The 16,243-nt window shown below is 73.5% G+C and carries 16 protein-coding genes; 2 read left to right on the forward strand and 14 right to left on the reverse strand.

The genetic code is table 11. The features are described 5' to 3' along the window. Positions 1 to 15 precede the first annotated feature (15 nt). Positions 16 to 1,278 (reverse strand): GNAT family N-acetyltransferase, encoded by a 1,263-nt coding sequence (locus H8838_RS17005; protein ID WP_185994526.1) that lies wholly within the window; start codon positions 1,276 to 1,278, stop codon positions 16 to 18. 47 nt (positions 1,279 to 1,325) lie between these two features. Further along, entirely contained in the window at positions 1,326 to 1,586 is a 261-nt protein-coding gene (locus H8838_RS17010) for a DUF4229 domain-containing protein (protein ID WP_181311837.1), read from the reverse strand. 95 nt (positions 1,587 to 1,681) lie between these two features. Between H8838_RS17010 and H8838_RS17015 the strand changes: the two genes are divergently transcribed. Then, the gene (locus H8838_RS17015; RefSeq protein ID WP_181312130.1) at positions 1,682 to 1,897 is read left to right on the forward strand and encodes a hypothetical protein; all 216 of its coding nucleotides are present in this window, start codon (positions 1,682 to 1,684) and stop codon (positions 1,895 to 1,897) included. Between the two features lie 30 nt (positions 1,898 to 1,927). Here the strand turns inward: H8838_RS17015 and H8838_RS17020 are convergent, their stop codons facing one another. The 7 genes from H8838_RS17020 to hemL form a co-directional block, all read right to left on the reverse strand. Further along, positions 1,928 to 2,716 (reverse strand): hypothetical protein, encoded by a 789-nt coding sequence (locus tag H8838_RS17020; protein ID WP_181311838.1) that lies wholly within the window; start codon positions 2,714 to 2,716, stop codon positions 1,928 to 1,930. 75 nt (positions 2,717 to 2,791) lie between these two features. Next, positions 2,792 to 3,838, reverse strand: a complete 1,047-nt coding sequence (ccsB, locus tag H8838_RS17025; protein ID WP_185994525.1) for a c-type cytochrome biogenesis protein CcsB — start codon at positions 3,836 to 3,838, stop codon at positions 2,792 to 2,794. Continuing rightward, positions 3,835 to 5,502, reverse strand: coding sequence for a cytochrome c biogenesis protein ResB (gene resB / locus H8838_RS17030; RefSeq protein WP_185994524.1), 1,668 nt, complete (start codon positions 5,500 to 5,502; stop codon positions 3,835 to 3,837). The genes ccsB and resB overlap by 4 nt, the downstream gene beginning before the upstream one ends. Next, positions 5,499 to 6,260, reverse strand: a complete 762-nt coding sequence (locus H8838_RS17035; protein ID WP_185994523.1) for a cytochrome c biogenesis CcdA family protein — start codon at positions 6,258 to 6,260, stop codon at positions 5,499 to 5,501. The genes resB and H8838_RS17035 overlap by 4 nt, the downstream gene beginning before the upstream one ends. Beyond that, positions 6,253 to 6,825, reverse strand: coding sequence for a TlpA family protein disulfide reductase (locus H8838_RS17040; protein ID WP_185994522.1), 573 nt, complete (start codon positions 6,823 to 6,825; stop codon positions 6,253 to 6,255). Before H8838_RS17040 ends, H8838_RS17035 begins: the two co-directional genes overlap by 8 nt. 11 nt (positions 6,826 to 6,836) lie before the next feature. Next, the gene (locus tag H8838_RS17045) at positions 6,837 to 7,514 is read right to left on the reverse strand and encodes a histidine phosphatase family protein (protein ID WP_185994521.1); all 678 of its coding nucleotides are present in this window, start codon (positions 7,512 to 7,514) and stop codon (positions 6,837 to 6,839) included. Further along, the gene (gene hemL, locus H8838_RS17050) at positions 7,511 to 8,830 is read right to left on the reverse strand and encodes a glutamate-1-semialdehyde 2,1-aminomutase (protein ID WP_185994520.1); all 1,320 of its coding nucleotides are present in this window, start codon (positions 8,828 to 8,830) and stop codon (positions 7,511 to 7,513) included. The genes H8838_RS17045 and hemL overlap by 4 nt, the downstream gene beginning before the upstream one ends. A gap of 136 nt (positions 8,831 to 8,966) precedes the next feature. On the opposite strand from hemL, the gene H8838_RS20305 reads away from it, so the two are divergent. After that, on the forward strand, positions 8,967 to 10,526 hold the full coding sequence (locus H8838_RS20305; protein WP_317983769.1) for a lytic transglycosylase domain-containing protein: 1,560 nt from the start codon (positions 8,967 to 8,969) through the stop codon (positions 10,524 to 10,526). A 30-nt stretch (positions 10,527 to 10,556) separates the two neighbouring features. On the opposite strand, the gene hemB is transcribed toward H8838_RS20305, so the two are convergent. The 5 genes from hemB to H8838_RS17080 are packed head-to-tail and all read right to left on the reverse strand — an operon-like array spanning position 10,557 to position 16,219. Beyond that, entirely contained in the window at positions 10,557 to 11,543 is a 987-nt protein-coding gene (hemB, locus tag H8838_RS17060) for a porphobilinogen synthase (RefSeq protein WP_185994749.1), read from the reverse strand. A gap of 56 nt (positions 11,544 to 11,599) precedes the next feature. Further along, entirely contained in the window at positions 11,600 to 13,252 is a 1,653-nt protein-coding gene (locus H8838_RS17065) for a bifunctional uroporphyrinogen-III C-methyltransferase/uroporphyrinogen-III synthase (RefSeq protein ID WP_181311845.1), read from the reverse strand. Continuing rightward, entirely contained in the window at positions 13,249 to 14,205 is a 957-nt protein-coding gene (gene hemC / locus H8838_RS17070) for a hydroxymethylbilane synthase (protein WP_181311846.1), read from the reverse strand. The genes H8838_RS17065 and hemC overlap by 4 nt, the downstream gene beginning before the upstream one ends. Continuing rightward, positions 14,202 to 15,512 (reverse strand): glutamyl-tRNA reductase, encoded by a 1,311-nt coding sequence (locus H8838_RS17075; protein ID WP_185994519.1) that lies wholly within the window; start codon positions 15,510 to 15,512, stop codon positions 14,202 to 14,204. The genes hemC and H8838_RS17075 overlap by 4 nt, the downstream gene beginning before the upstream one ends. Continuing rightward, positions 15,509 to 16,219: a redox-sensing transcriptional repressor Rex gene (locus H8838_RS17080; RefSeq protein ID WP_185994518.1), complete on the reverse strand. Its 711-nt coding sequence runs from the start codon at positions 16,217 to 16,219 to the stop codon at positions 15,509 to 15,511. The genes H8838_RS17075 and H8838_RS17080 overlap by 4 nt, the downstream gene beginning before the upstream one ends. Positions 16,220 to 16,243: the final 24 nt, after the last annotated feature.

Below are 16,243 nucleotides of genomic sequence, written 5' to 3' on the forward strand. Positions count from 1 at the left end.
CGCGCGGTGCCCCGCTCAGAACGAGGTGCGGGAGAAGGGCGCCGGCCCACCGTCGGCGATCGCGGCCCAGGCGGTCAGCTGCTCGGGCTCGCCGCGCAGCCTGCCCGCGTCGGCCAGCGTCCGGGTGCGCACCCCACCGAGGTAGAGGCTCGACAGGGTGCTCGCGTCGGTGTGCACGCCGACCGGGTCGTCGGTGGGGGTGACCGTCGCCGCGCCGTCGCGCGCCGTCACCCGCCAGCGTCCCGCCGCGTGCCCCATCGGGTCCGCGACCTCGAGCACGACCTCGCCGTCGCCGTACCAGGGGCGAGCCTCCAGTGCCCGCGGCACGTCGAGCACCCGCAGCCAGATGTGGTCGCCGACCTCGGTCAACCGGCGGCTCCTCGGGTCCGCCAGCGCCCAGGTCAACGGGTCCTCGACCGGGGCCGAGGCCTTGAGCACGTCGGTCAGGTCCATCTCGGCCAGGAAGCGCCACAGGGCCAGCTCGGCGGCCGGCGAGACGGCCACCAGGTCCTCGACCTGGACCGTGCGGGGCCGGTCCCAGCCCTGGTGCCGGTAGAGCACGAAGCCGTCGGGGACGCCCGCGTCGTCGAGGTGGACGGCGCCGCGCAGCTTGCGGTCCGGGGCCTGCTCCTGCCAGTCCCAGCTCTTGCGGGTCACGATGTCGTAGTGCGGCGGTCGGGAGAGGGAGCCGCGGGAACGCCGGTGCCAGGCGCCGAAGAGGTCGCGCGGCAGGGTGCCCATGGTGTCGGGGGCCAGCATCGCGATCCGGCCGTAGGGCTCGACCCCGGGGAGCGCGAAGCGCGCGCTGACGTCCACCTCGACCTGCGCGCGCCAGGTGGCCGGACCGAAGCCGAACCGCCCGTAGATCGACCCCTCGGTGACGGTCAGGGCGGCCAGCGGCCGGCCCTCGGCGACCGCGTGGTCGAGGTCCTCGGTCATCATCCGGCGCAGCAGCCCCTGGCGGCGGTGGGAGGGGCTGACGCTGACGTCGCTGATCATGTGCAGCGGCAGCAGCTCGGCGCCGGTGTTGAGCTCTCCGGCGAAGGAGATGAAGGTCGCCGCCGGCACCGGTCCGGCGCCGAACTCGCCCGCCGGCACCCAGGCGCCCCGGATCCTCGGCTCGAAGCCGCGGGAGGCGGCCAGCCAGACCTCGAAGCCCTCGTCGGTGAGCCGCGCCTGGTGGAAGGCCCGGCCGGTCGCGTCGGCCCAGCCGCGCAGCCGCGTGAGGTTGTCCGCGCTCTCGTCGAACGGGTCAAGGGTGTCGAACTCGAGGGCCACGCGCCTCACCTCACAGGTCTGGACGGTCGGGACGGTCTTGGGTCCGCTCAGTCCTCGTCGCCGCGCGAGCGCCGCGCCTCGAAGGCGGCGTTCGCCCGCTCGGCACGCTGCTCGATCCACAGGGCCGCCTGCTCGCGCGGGCGGGCCAGCACGTACCAGGAGCTGATGCCGGAGATGACCAGCGCGACGACGGCCGCCCACAGCAGGGGCACCTCGTCGGAGAACAGTGACCAGACGCCCACCACCAGGGCCAGCGAGGCGAGCAGCAGCACGAGGCGCAGGGCGTTGTAGACCAGGAACGGCTTCACGCCCCCACTCTAGGTCGGCGTCCGACCGGGCCGCCGACGTGGCCCTCCCTCCTGCGCCGGGGTGACACCCACCACCTGGCACCTACGATGAAGGGGTGCTGAAGATCCTGATCGTCGTGCTGGTGGTCGCCCTGGCCATCTACGCCGTCACCCGGATGCTGGAGAAGCGCGGCCGCCGCGCCCCGAAGCCCGGCCCGCGGCCCCGTCAGGCGCCCCCGCAGGTGCTCGGCCCCGACGACGACCCCGACTTCCTGCGCCGGCTCGAGCGCGAGCGCCGCCGGCGGGAGAAGGACGAGCCGGACTCGGCCTGACCCCTCCCCTCCCGCCGGTGGGGAACAGGATCAGCGCGTGCAGAGCACCTCGGGCGTGCCGATCGCCGCGACGCCGCCCAGCGCCGAGGCGACGTCGAACCTGAGCCGGAAGACGTTCGTCAGGCTGATCTCCTGGTCCTCCACGACCGTCCCGATGGTCAGCGCGTTGCTGACCCGGCCGGCGCCGTCGGTCGAGACGGTGACCGTGCCGGTGGAGCCGGACGGCGAGGCGTCGGTGAGCGCGTACGTCGCTCGCAGGGTGCGGCACTTGCGACCCAGCGTGTACTCCACCGACCCCGGTGCGTCGGCCTCACGGGTCGAGAGGCTGAAGGGGTAGGAGTCGGTGGCGATGTCGACCGAGCCGAAGGTGAGGTTCTCCGTCGGGCCGGCCGACCGGCTGGTCAGTCGCTCCCAGCGGTAGACGACGACCTCGAGCTCCTTGCTGGTGCCCGCCTTGGTCTTGCCGCTGGCCGGCTTGAGCACCCGGTAGAAGCGGGTCCCCGGAGTGCGGGGGTCGTCGGTGAGGACGAACTTCCCGTTCTTCTTGATCCTGCCGGTCCCGGACACGTTCCACTTGTTCTTGCCCTCGAGCCGCTGCTGGAGGACCACCTGCTGGCCTGCGGCCCGGGGCGCGACCCTGCCCGTGACCCGGACGGTGTCCTCCTTGGCGACCGCGGTCTTGATGTTGGCCTTGGCCGTCACCGTGTAGGGCGCGGCGGCGCGGGCGCTGGGCTCCGAGGCCGAGGCCGGGCCCAGGCCGGTGAGCGCGAGCGGCAGGACGGCGGCGAGAGCGCCGGCCAGCGTGAAGTTTCGGTTCATGGTTCCCCCGTGGGTCGGTGCGTTCGACTGGTCCTTCGCACCTTAGTGGAACTCGCGGAGGGTCGGGACCCGGGCTCAGACGGGCGTGTGGCCGGTCTGGGCCGGTGCCTCCCAGGGCTGCACGATCGCCGGCGCGCCCTCGGCGTAGGAGTGCTGGGAGGTGGTGGAGAAGAAGTTGATCCCGATGAAGTTGAACCACAGGGTCGCCAGGCCGACCAGGGCCAGGATCGCCGCGTTACGGCCCTTCCAGCCGGCCGTGGTCCGCGCGTGCAGGTACGCCGCGTAGACGACCCAGGTGATGAACGCCCAGACCTCCTTGGGGTCCCAGCTCCAGTAGGAGCTCCACGCCTCGTGCGCCCAGATCGGTCCGGTGATCAGCACGGCGAAGGTCCACACCGGGAAGGCGAAGGCGTGCATCCGGTAGGAGAGCCGGTCCAGCGTGGTGGAGTCGGGGATCCGGGCCAGGTAGCCGGTGGTCGCAGCTTCGCCCGGGGCGTCGTCGGCGTATGCGACCCCGACGCCACCGCCGCTGCTCTCGGCCCCGGCCGCAGCCGGCGCCCGGTCGGACGTCGCCCGGCGCTCGCTGCGGCTCTTGAGCAGGAACAGGAGCGAGGTGATGCCGCCCAGGGTGAAGGCCGCCGTGGCGATCACCGCGGAGACGACGTGGATCACCAGCCACGGTGAGTAGAGCGCCTCGGTCAGCGGGGCGACCGGCGCGTGCAGCCAGACCACCGCGGCCATCAGCACCGAGAGCACGAAGCCGACCACCAGCGGGCCCATCCAGTCCAGCGAGAAGCGCCGGAGCAGCACCAGGAAGAGCAGGGAGACGAAGAACGACCCGGAGACGGTGAACTCGTACATGTTGCCCCACGGCACCCGGTTGGGGTCCGCGGCCATGCCGCGTCCGAGCAGCGCGACGAAGTGCACCGCCGTGCCGATCACGGTGAGCAGCAGACCCAGCCTGCCGAACATCGCGGTGCGCCCGGTGGTCGGGTTCTCGTAGGCCGGCAGCTTGCGCAGCGCCGTCCACTCGACCAGGTAGCTCAGCAGCGCCAGGAAGTAGACGACGCCGGCGGCTGCCACCGCCTGGTTGCTGAGGGTCTCCCACTGAACGTCGGTCACGACGACTGCTCCTTCTGGTTACCTGCGTCCGTACCAGGGTCGTCCGCGGCGGGCGCGGTCCCCATGATGCCTGTCCTGACCTCCGCGAGCTCGCTCGCGACGTCACCGCCGCCGGCACGGTCGAGACCGGCGATCTCCACCAGCGTGCGGGCCTCGGGCCCGCTGCCGGTGCGGCGTGCCCGCACCCACACCCGGCGCGGCCGGATGTAGAGCGAGCCGACCAGGCCCACCAGGGCCAGCGAGACGCCACCCAGGGCGACCAGCTTGCCGGGGGTCTGGCTGATCTGGATCTTGTTCCACCGCTGGAGCCCGTCGAAGCTCACCGTGCCGAGCCCGTCGGGCAGCTCGGCCTCCTCGCCGGGGCGCAGGTCGAGGCGGAACATCGACCCGTCGGCCTGGGTGACCTGCTCGGCCTTGCTGGTGTCGAGCACGTAGACCGACTGCGGGCCCGGGTCGTCCATCCCCAGGTCACCGCGCCAGACCGTCATCGAGATGAGCGGGTCGGCGGCGTTGCCGAAGGAGGAGTACGGGCCGATGCCGTCCTTGCCGCCCTCGAAGGCGAAGGTCGGGTAGAGCTCGCCCTGCAGGCCGATCTGCTCCGGCCGCGCGTCGGAGGCCTTGACCACTCCGAAGGACCGGAAGGAGGTGTCGGTGGGCAGGAAGATCGAGGGGCCGGACCAGGCCACGTCGCCGTTGCCGTCGCGGATCGTGATCACCGGGGCGTAGCCGTGGCCGATCAGGAAGACGTCGGTGTTGCCGATGGTCAGCGGGTGGTTGACCCGCAGGTCGTACTCCTGGGGCTCGGCGCCCGGCTCCTCGGTGTAGGACAGGTGCGAGACGAACTTGCGCGCCTGGCCGGCCGCGGGGCCCGAGGTCAGCCACTCCACGTCGAAGTCGGTGACGTCGAAGGCGAACGGCTCCATCCAGTCGGAGCGGAACAGGCTGCCGGGCTCGAACTCGTCGTACTGGGTGAGGTTGTTGGAGAAGCCGTTGCCGACCAGCACGATCACCCCGCCCTTGTAGCCGAGCAGGCTGCCCATCGCGAAGCCCACCAGCACCACGATGATCGAGAGGTGGAAGAGCAGGTTGCCGGCCTCGCGCAGGTAGCCGCGCTCGGCGGCGACCCAGCGGTCCTCGCTGTCCTCCGGCGAGGTGTCGACCCGGTAGCGACGGCCCTTGAGCACCTCGCGGGCGCCGGCGAGCGCCTCCTCGGGCGAGGCGTCCGTCTCGTACGTCGTGGAGTCCGGCAGCCGGGTCAGGTTGCGCGGGGCCCGGGGCGGGCGGGCGCGCAGCGCCTTGGCGTAGACCAGCGTGCGCGGCACGATGCAGCCGACCAGGGAGATCATCAGCAGCAGGTAGATCGCGGCGAACCACGGGGTCTCGTAGACGGAGAAGAGACCGAGGCGCTCGTAGATCGGCGCCAGGGTGCTGTGCGACTCCTTCCACCGCGAGGCGGCCAGCGCGTCGATGTTCTCCTGCGGCACCACCGACCCGGGCACGGCGGCCAGGGCGAGGAGGAGCAGCAGCACCAACGCGGTGCGCATCGAGGTCAGCTGGCGCCAGGTCCAGCGCCCCAGCTCGCGCAGGCCGAGCTCGCCGGGGCGGCGGCCGGGGTCGGGGCTCGGTCCGGAAGGACGCGGCGGGGTGGTGACGGACGCGCTCACACGCTCACCTCGAAGTTGCTGACGAGGGTCGTCTGGACCCAGGTGACCATCTGCTCCCAGAAGCCGGTGACCAGCGCGACGCCGACCGCCACCAGCAGCAGGCCGCCGAACCGCATGATCCAGGCCTGGTGCCGACGGAAGAAGCCGAAGGCGCGCATCGCCCGGCTGTAGGCCAGGCCCGCCAGCACGAACGGCAGGCCCAGGCCCAGGGAGTAGAACGCCGAGAGCAGGGCGCCACGGCCGGCGCTCGCCTCGGTGTAGGACAGGTTGAGGATGACCCCGAGGGTGGGGCCGACGCAGGGGGTCCAGCCGAGGCCGAAGAGCACCCCCAGGAACGGGGCGGCGGCCAGGCCGACGGCCGGCACCTTGTGCACCCGCCAGTCCCGCTGGAACCACGGCAGCAGCCCGGCGAAGGCCAGGCCGAGCACGATGGTCAGCAGGCCGAGCACCACGGTGATCTGCCGCTCCCAGGTGATCAGCCACTCCCCCAGCGCTCCGGAGATCGCGCCCAGGGAGACGAAGACCGCGGCGAAGCCGAGCACGAAGAGCAGCGAGCCGAGCAGCATCCGGCCGCGGCGCCGGTCCGCCTCGCCGTCGGCCAGCTCGGCCCCCGAGAGCCCGGTGGCGTAGGAGAGGTAGCCGGGCAGCAGCGGGATCACGCACGGGGAGAAGAAGGAGACCAGCCCGGCGACCATCGCCACCGGGACGGCCAGCGCGAGCGAGCCGACGGCGGCCTGCTCGCTGAACCACTCACCCATCGCGAGCGCCCGGGTCCGCGACGTCCTCGACCAGGTCGACCAGGGTCAGCGCCGAGGGCAGCCGGCCGATGATCGTCCCGGCCACCCGGCCCTCCTCGTCGAGCACGACGGTGGACGGGATGGCCCGGGGCGGGATGGTGCCCGCGAAGGGCAGCAGCGCCTTGCCGTCGGGTGAGTAGAACGAGGGGAACGACATGCCCACGTTGCGCGCGAACGCCTGCGCCGGCGCGGTGTCGTGGTCGCGGGTGTTGATCCCGACGAAGGTGGCCACGCCCTTGGTCTTCTCGGCGGCCTCGAGCAGGTCGGGCATCTCCACCCGGCAGTCCACGCACCAGGAGCCCCAGACGTTGATCACGGTGACCTGGCCTCGGGAGTCGGCCAGCGCGAGCGGCTCGCCGTCCAGGTCCTGGCCGGCGTAGTCGACGGGCTCACCGCGCTCCTCGGAGGCCACCACCCGCACCTGGCCGTCGCCGGAGACGTAGCCCTTCTCCCCGGCCCCGGACAGGTCCGAGCAACCGGCGAGCAGCAGGCAGGAGGTCAGCAGGGCGGCGGCGGCCCGGGTCATGCGTCGCACGGTCAGGGTCGCTTCTCCTCGGGCGCCCCACCGGCCGAGAACGGCGCGCCCCGGTCCTTGACCGGGATCAGGTCGCCCGCGGGCTCGGAGTAGGTGAGCCGCACCAGGCGGTCGTCCTCGAAGTGGAGGGTGGTCAGGGAGCAGAGCGTGCACTCGCGGCTGCGCGGGTCGTGCACGAAGGAGCGGTTCTCGGCGGCCAGCCGGGTGGTCCAGATCGGCAGCTGGTGGGAGACGACGACCGCCTCGTGGCCGCGGGCCGCGTCGCGAGCGTCCTCGACGGCCGCCATCATCCGCGCGGCCATCTCCCGGTACGGCTCGCCCCAGGAGGGCTTGAACGGGTTGTAGAGGTAGCGCCACAGGTGCGGTCGCTTCAGCAGGGTCATCGCGCCCTCGCCGAAGTCGATCCCCTCGAACTTGTTGCTCGACTCGATCACGCGGGGGTCGATCACCGGCTCCAGCCCGCGGGCGGCGGCCAGCGGGGCGGCGGTCTCCCGGGCCCGCTCCAGCGGCGAGCTGCGCAGGTGGACGACGTCGCGGTCGCCGATCACGTCGGCGACCCGCTGGGCCATCCGCCGGCCCAGCTCGGAGAGGTGGAACCCGTCGCGGCGCCCGTAGAGGATGCCCTCGGGGTTGTGCACCTCGCCGTGGCGGAGCAGGTGGACCATCGTCTTCGCGGTCATCGGGTCCTCTCCTGGGCCGCGGCGGCGGCCTTCGCGGCGATCGGCAGGGCGTCCAGCACGTGCTGCACGGCCCGGTCGTCGTGGGCCGCGGAGACGAACCAGCACTCGTACGCCGAGGGCGGGAGGTAGACGCCGGCGTCCAGCATCGCGTGGAAGAAGGCCGCGTAGGCGGCGGTGTCCTGGCGGGAGGCGCCGGCGAAGTCGCGCACCGGGCCGTCGGCGAAGAAGACCGAGAACATCGTGCCGGCGGACTGCACGCGGTGGGCCACCCCGGCGTCGGCCAGCGCGGCCGAGGCCGCCTCCTTGATCGTGGTCGCGGTGGCGTCCAGGGAGGCGTAGACCTCGTCGGTGGCCAGCCGCAGCGTGGCCAGCCCGGCGGTGGTCGCCACCGGGTTCCCCGAGAGCGTGCCCGCCTGGTAGACCGGCCCCTCGGGCGCCAGGTGGCTCATCACGTCGGCGCGGCCGCCGAAGGCCGCGGCGGGGAAGCCGCCGCCCATCACCTTGCCGAAGGTCATCAGGTCCGGCGTCCAGCCCTCGTGCGCGCCGTCCAGGCCCCACCCGCCCTGGGCGGTGGCACGGAAGCCGGTCATCACCTCGTCGGAGATGAACAGCGCCCCGGCCTCGCGGCAGGTGGCGGCGAGGAACTCGTTGAACCCCGGCTCGGGCGGGACGACGCCCATGTTGCCGGGGGTCGCCTCGGTGATCAGCGCCGCGATCCGCGGCCCGTGCTCGGCGAACGCGGCGGTGACCGCGGCGCGGTCGTTGTAGGGCAGCACCAGGGTCAGGTCGGTGGCCGAGGTCGGGACGCCCGGAGTGCCCGGAAGGGCGAAGGTGGCCACCCCGGAGCCGGCCTCGGCGAGCAGCGCGTCGACGTGGCCGTGGTAGCAGCCGGCGAACTTGACCAGCACGTCGCGGCCGGTGAAGCCGCGGGCCAGCCGGATCGCCGACATGGTCGCCTCGGTGCCGCTGGAGACGAAGCGGACCCGCTCGACGGGGGTCCGGCGCACGATCTCCTCGGCCAGCTCGACCTCGGGCTCGGTCGGGGTGCCGAAGGAGGTGCCGCGGGCGACCGCGGCCTGGACCTGCCCCATCACCTCGGGGTGGGCGTGGCCCAGCAGCATCGGGCCCCAGGAGCAGACCAGGTCGACGTACTCGCGTCCGTCGACGTCGGTGAGCCAGGCGCCGGCGGCGGAGCGGATGAAGCGAGGGGTCCCGCCGACCGCGTTGAACGCGCGGACCGGGGAGTTGACCCCACCGGGGGTGACTGCCTGCCCGCGCGCGAAGAGGTCGGCCGAGGCCGGGTTGGGGGACGTCACCGCGCCATTGTCGCGCACCGCTCCAAAGGCTCCCAATCGGCCATTCCGGCCCCGGATGCAAGGGTCCGAGGACGGTTTTCCTGGGCCGTGACCGGGAGCACACTAGCTGGGTACGGCGCGGGCGAGGAGGTGCGGCATGGCGGAGACCCGGTTCCGAGGGTGGCAACGTGCCGCCGCAGGCGTGCCGCTGGTGCTGCTCACCCTCGGGTGGACCGCCACGCTGGGCGGCATCGTCCAGCCCGCCGCCCAGGACGTCCTGGGGACCCCCCGCGTCCCCGCCGAGCCGTACACCGAGCCCGGGAGCGTCCAGGACCTCCCCGAGCGCGTGGTGACCACGCCGGCCGACGACGGGGGCAGCGTCACCCGGACCGTCCCCGCCCGGGGCGTCCCCGGCAGCCTGGACGCCGGCACCATCCCCGCCCCCGCGCTCGCGGCCTACCAGCTCGCCGAGGCGGTGATGCGGTCCGCGGACTCCGGGTGCGAGCTGACCTGGCCGGTGCTCGCCGCGATCGGGCGGGTCGAGTCCGACCACGGCCGCCACGGGGGCAGCACCCTGGACACCCGGGGACGCGCCACCCCCGCCATCGTGGGCATCGCGCTGGACGGCAGCGCAGGCACCAGCCGGATCCCCGACACCGACCAGGGTCGGCTGGACGGCGACCGCCGCCACGACCGCGCGGTCGGCCCCATGCAGTTCATCCCCTCCACCTGGGCCGCGGTGGGCGTCGACGGCGACGGCGACGGCACCCGCGACCCGCAGGACCTGGACGACGCCGCCCTGGCCAGCGCGGTCTACCTCTGCTCCGGCTCCGACTCCCTGGCCGACTCCCGGACGCTGGAGGAGGCCGTCTACCGCTACAACCGCTCCCCCGACTACGTCGCCCTGGTCGTCGCGCTCGCCGACGCCTACCGCGACGGGGCCGAGGTGGACCCGTACGCCGACGCCGCCCAGCTCGCGGCCTCCTCGGTGCCGTGGGCCCCCGGGTCACCCGGGCTCGGTCTGCCGGGATCGCCGGGCGCTGCGGGCTCTCCCGCCCCGCAGGCGCAGCCCCGGGAGAACCCGGCTGCGCCGGTCGAGCGTGGCCGGGAGGTCCGCCAGGTCGGGAAGGCCCGGGCACCGGGCACCCCGCAGGAGTCCGGCCGGCAGGGACCCCGGCGCTCCGGACCCCAGGGACCCCGCATCAAGCAGGTGCCCGTCCCCCCGCGGGACCCCGGCATCAAGCTGGGTCCGGTCGAGGTGGTGCGGCCGCCGAAGGCGACGCCCACGCCTACGCCTGAGCCCACGCCGACGCCGACGCCCACCCCGACGCCTGAGCCCACGCCGACGCCCACCCCGACGCCTGAGCCCACGCCGACGCCCACCCCGACGCCGACGCCGACGCCGACACCCACGCCCACGCCTGAGCCCACGCCGACGCCGACGCCGACAGTGCCGCCGTACGTGCTCCCGGCGCTGCCGGCGACCGCGGGACCGCTGGCCACGCCGGACCCGGCCAACGTGCCGGTGCCCGACGAGGCGCTGGTGCAGCGCAGCGGGCTCGCCGCCCGACTGCAGGACGGGACCATCTCCGCCGACGCCTACGCCGCCGCCGTGACGCACGCGCTGACGCTCTGCCTGGAGTCGGGCGTGCGGCTCGACCAGACGGACGAGGTGCGGTCCTGCGTCGAGACGTGGCTCTTCCCCGGCCTCGCCTGAGCGGCGGGGCCGGGAAGCAGACCGGGACCGTCAGCGGCGGAGCAGCCGGGCGGCCTCGCTGGCCCAGTAGGTGAGGATCACGTCGGCGCCGGCGCGGCGGATCGAGGTCAGCGTCTCCAGGATCGCGGCCTCCCGGTCGATCCAGCCGCGGGCGGCCGCCGCCTCGACCATCGAGTACTCCCCGGAGATGTTGTACGCCGCGACCGGCACGTCGACCGCCTCGCGTACCCGGCGCACCACGTCGAGGTAGGCCAGGGCCGGCTTGACCATCACCAGGTCCGCGCCCTGCTCGATGTCGAGCAGCGCCTCACGGACGCCCTCGACCGCGTTGGCGGGGTCCTGCTGGTAGGTACGCCGGTCGCCTTCGAGGCTGGAGTCGACCGCCTCGCGGAAGGGACCGTAGAACGCCGAGGCGTACTTCGCGGAGTAGGCGAGGATCGAAACGTCGGTGTGCTCCATCGCGTCCAGCGCGGTACGGATGGTGGCGACCTGGCCGTCCATCATCCCGCTCGGCCCGACCATGTCGACGCCGGCGTCGGCCTGGGCCACCGCCATCTCGGCGTAGACCGCGAGCGTCCGGTCGTTGTCGACCCGGCCGTCGGCGGTGAGCAGCCCGCAGTGCCCGTGGTCGGTGAACTCGTCCAGGCACAGGTCGCTCATCACCGTCAGCGTGTCCCCGACCTCGGCGACCACGTCGGTGATCGCCAGGTTGAGGATGCCGGTGGGGTCCACGGCCCCGGAGCCGACGGCGTCCTTGCGCTCGGGGATGCCGAAGAGCATCACCCCGCCCAGCCCCAGCTCGGCCGCCTCGGCGGCCGCCGCCCGCAGGGACTCCCGCGTGTGCTGGACCACCCCGGGCATGGAGGAGATCGGGTTCGGCTCGCTGAGCCCCTCGCGGACGAAGAGCGGCAGCACCAGCTGCCGCGGCTCCACCGCGACCTCCGCGACCATCCGGCGCAGCGCCGGCGTGGTGCGCAGGCGCCGTGGGCGCAGCACCGGACCGGTGACGGCCCCCAGGTGCCCGGGGGGACCTCCCGGGGTGGCCGCCTCCTCGCCCGGTGCTGCGGCGGGCACTACTTCGTCCCCACCTTGCGACGGCCCGAGGCCTTGCGGTCCGAGGGCTTGGTGACCGGCTGACCGGCCTCCAGCATGGCCAGGCGACGAGCGGCGCCGAAGTCGGCGAGCTCCTCGACCAGGACCTCGACGTCCGGCTTGGAGGCCATCACGTCGACCCGCAGGCCGTGCTCCTCGGCGGTCTTGGCGGTGGCCGGGCCGATGACCGCGATCACCGTCGAGGGGTGCGGCTTGCCGGCGATGCCGACCAGGTTGCGCACCGTCGAGGAGGAGGTGAAGACCACCGAGTCGAACTTGCCGGTCTTGATCGCGTCGCGGGTCGGCGCCGGCGGCGGCGTGGCCCGCACGGTCCGGTAGGCGGTGACGTCGTCGCACTCCCAGCCGAGCTCGACCAGACCCGCCACCAGGGTCTCGGTGGCGATGTCGGCGCGCGGCAGGAAGACCCGGTTGATCGGGTCCAGCAGCTCGTCGTACGGCGGCCACTCGGCCAGCAGCCCGGCCGCGGACTGCTCACCGGTCGGCACCAGGTCGGCGCGCAGGCCCCAGGCCGCGATCGCCTCGGCGGTCTTGTCGCCGACCGCGGCGATCTTCAGGCCGGAGAAGGCGCGGGCGTCCAGGCCGTACTCCTCGAACTTCTCCCGCACCGCCTTGACCGCGTTGACCGAGGTGAAGGCGATCCACTCGTAGCGGCCCTCGACGAGTCCACGGACCGCCTTGTCCATCTGCAGCGGGTTGCGCGGGGGCTCCACCGAGATGGTCGGCACCTCCTCGGGGACGCCGCCGAAGGCGCGGATCCGCGCCGACAGCGAGCCGGCCTGCTCCTTGGTGCGCGGCACCAGGACCCGCCAGCCGAAGAGCGGCTTGGTCTCGAACCACGAGAGCGTCTCGCGCAGGTTGACCACGTCGCCGATCACGATGATCGCCGGGGGCGCGACCCGGGCGGCGCGCACGTCGGCGGCCACGTTCTCCAGGGTCGAGGTCAGCGTGGCCTGCTCGGTGGTGGTCCCGACGCGGGTCACCGCCACGGGCGTGCGCGGCGGCCGGCCGGCGGCCAACAGGGCCTTGGCGGTCTCGGCCAGGGTGCCCACGCCGGAGAGCAGCACCAGGGTGCGGTCGTCGGCGTACTGCGACCAGTCGACCGAGCCACCGCAGGTGACCACCGCGACCTCGCGGTGGGTCTTGTCGGTCAGCGGGATGCCGGCGTAGGCCGGGACCGCCTGGACCGCCGAGACACCGGGCACGATGTCGAAGCCGACGCCGGCCTTGACGCAGGCCTGCGCCTCCTCGGGGCCGGAGGCGTAGAGGAACGGGTCGCCGGTCATCAGCCGGACGACGCGGTGCTTCTTGCCGTGCTTGACCACCACGCGGGCGCGGCTGGCGTGGGTCAGCGGCTGGCCGTCCTCGCCGAAGCCGCCGTCGACGAGCACCGGGCCGGAGGGCTGCTGCTCCTCCTCGTCGACCGGGCGCGGCCCCAGGCCGAGCACCGTGCGGACCAGGTCCTCGTGCTCGGGGGCCTCGGTGACGATCACCTCGGCCTCCTTGATCAGCTCCACGGCACGCACGGTCAAGAGCCCGGGGTCACCGGGACCGCTGCCGACGAAGGAGACCCAGCCGGTCGGGGTCTTGGTCGGGGGGGTGTTTCCTCGGGTCATGGGTGCTGGTTCCTCACTGCTGCTTCGTGCGGTGTTTCCATCAGGTCACTGGCGCCTTCGGCGAGCATCTCGCTCCCCAGGCGGGCGCCGACGCCCGCTGCGTCCTCTGGGCGGCCCGTCGCGCTTCTCCGCACCGACAGGCCCCCGTCAGCGGACAGGGCCACCGCCCTGATCCACAGCTCGTCCCCCGACTCTCCTTCGACCACCTCGGCCAGCGCCCCCAGCGGTGCGCTGCAGCCCGCCTCCAGGGAGGCCAGCACGGCTCGCTCCGCCACGACCGCGGCACGGGTGTGCGGGTCGTCCAGCGCGGCCAGCGCGGCGGCCAGCTCCTCGTCCTCGGTGCGGCACTCCACCGCCAGCGCGCCCTGCCCGGGGGCGGGCAGCATCTGCAGCGGGTCCAGGACCTCGGTCACCTCGCCCAGCCGGCCCAACCGGGCCAGTCCGGCGCGGGCCAGCAGGACGGCGTCCAGCTCCCCGGAGGTGACCTTGCCGATCCGGGTGCCCACGTTGCCGCGGATCTCCACGATCTCCACGCCCAGACCGAGCGCGGCCAGCTGCGCGGCACGCCGCGGCGAGCCGGTGCCGACCCGGCTGCCGCTGGGCAGCTCGCCGAGCGTGAGCCCGTCGCGGGCGACCACCACGTCGCGCGGGTCCTCCCGGGACGGCACGGCCGCCAGGGTGATCCCGTCGGCCGGCGTGGTCGGCAGGTCCTTGAGGGAGTGCACGGCGAGGTCGACGGTGCCGGCCAGCAGGGCGTCGCGCAGCGCGCTGACGAAGACCCCCGTCCCGCCCATCGAGGCCAGCGGGGCGCGGCTGACGTCACCGTGGGTGGTGACCTCGACCAGCTCGACCTCGCGACCCAGCCGCTCGCGCACCATGTCGGCGACCATGCCCGACTGGGTGGTGGCCAGAGCCGAGGCCCGGGTGCCCAGGCGCAGTGGACGGGCGCTCATCGCGACTCACCTTCTCCGGTCAGGACCCCGCGGGTGACGGCCGAGACGGCCTCGGGGTCGAGGGCGAACAGCTCGGCCAGCGCCTCGGCGTACGACGTCGGCTCGGTCTCGCCGGCCAGCTCCTTGACCCGGATGGTGGGCTGGTGGAGCAGCTTCTCCGCGACCCGGTGCACGGTGCGCCGCACCTCGCTGCGCACGGACTCGTCCAGGTCCGGCAGCCGAGCGGCCAGCCGCTCCATCTCGCTCTCCACCACTCCGGTGGCCATGGTCCGCAGGGCCACCACCGTGGGGGTCACGCTCGCCTGACGACGCGCGGCCAGGAAGGCGCGCACCTCCTCGGCGACGATCTCCCGGACGCCGGCGAGGTCGCGCGCGGCGTCGCTGCCGTCGAGCATCTCCGAGAGCTCGGTCAGGCCGGTCAGCACCACGCCGGGCAGCTCCGCGACGTCGGGGTCCACGTCGTGCGGGAGCGCGAGGTCGATGATGTCGAGCCGCTCGGTGCGCTCGCCGCGGGCGGCGGCCAGCATCGGCGCGCTCACCAGGATCCCGGTCGCCCCGGTGCAGGTGATCAGCACGTCGGCGTCGGCCAGGGCCGCGTCCAGCTCGGCCAGCGGGAGCGCGACCCCGCCGTACTCCTGCGCGAGCCGCTCGGCGTTCTCCAGCGAGCGGTTGGCGACCGTCACCCGGCCGGCGCCCATCCGGGCGACGGTGGCGGTGGCCAGGGAGGCCATCGAGCCGGCCCCGAGGACCACGACGCTGCGGCCCGTGAGCCCGCCTCGCGGCTCGGTGGTGTGGTGCAGCGCGGCGGTCACCATCGACGGGGCGGCGGAGTCGATCCCGGTCTCGGCGTGCGAGCGCTTGCCGACCCGCAGCGCCTGCTGGAAGAGCAGGTTGAGGGAGGGACCCATCGTGCCGTGCTCCTGGCCGAGCCGCAGCGCCTCGCGGGTCTGGCCGAGGATCTGCCCCTCGCCCATCACCATCGAGTCGAGCCCGGCGGCCACGTGGAACAGGTGCGAGACCGCCCCGTCCTCGTAGTGCACGTACAGGTGCGGCAGCACCGCGTCGGCGCTGGCCCCGGCCCGCTCGACCAGGAGCCGGGAGAGCTCCTCGACGCTGCCGTGGAAGCGGTCGACGTCGGCGTAGACCTCGAGCCGGTTGCAGGTGGAGATCACCGTGGCCTCGCTGACGTGCTCGCACCCGACCACGTCGGAGACCAGCTGGGCGATGCCGTGAGAGTCCAGGGCGAGACGCTCGAGGACCGCCACCGGGGCGGACTTGTGGGAGATGCCGACGACCAGGACGCTCACGAGGCGCTCCCGTGCTCGACCATCGGCAGGTCGTCCCCGGCTCCGGGCTGGGTCACCAGGGCCTTGCGCTGCTCGTGGTAGGCCAGGATCTGCAGCTCGATGGAGAGGTCGACCTTGCGCACGTCGACACCGGCCGGGACGGTCAGCACGCCGGGCGCGAAGTTGAGGATGCTGGTGATGCCGGTCGCGACCATCCGGTTGGCCACGTCCTGGGCGGCGGCGGCGGGGGTGGCGATCACGCCGATGGCCACGTCGTTGTCACGGACGATCTGCTCCATGTGGTCGAAGGGTCGGACCGCGACGCCGGCGACCTTCTCGCCGTGCCGCGTCGGGTCGGCGTCCAGCAGCGCCACGACCCGGAAGCCGCGGCTGCGGAAGCCGGAGTAGTTGGCCAGCGCGTGGCCCAGGTTGCCGATGCCGACGATGACGACCGGCCAGTCCTGGGTGACGCCGATCTCCCGGGCGATCTGGTAGCGCAGGTACTCCACGTCGTACCCGACGCCCCGGGTGCCGTAGCTGCCGAGGTAGGACAGGTCCTTGCGCAGCTTGGCGCTGTTGACCCCGGCGGCGGAGGCGAGCTCCTCGCTGGAGCACGTCGCGGTGCCAGCCTCGGTCAGGCTGGTCAGGGCTCGCAGGTAGACCGGGAGTCGAGCGACCGTCGCCTCCGGGATCTCCCGAGCCGAGTCGGGCGAAGTCCGTGCACTCACTGGTTCTTCTTTCCAGCCAGAACG

This window comes from Nocardioides campestrisoli, from assembly GCF_013624435.2.
In the GTDB taxonomy this organism is placed as follows: domain Bacteria; phylum Actinomycetota; class Actinomycetes; order Propionibacteriales; family Nocardioidaceae; genus Nocardioides; species Nocardioides campestrisoli.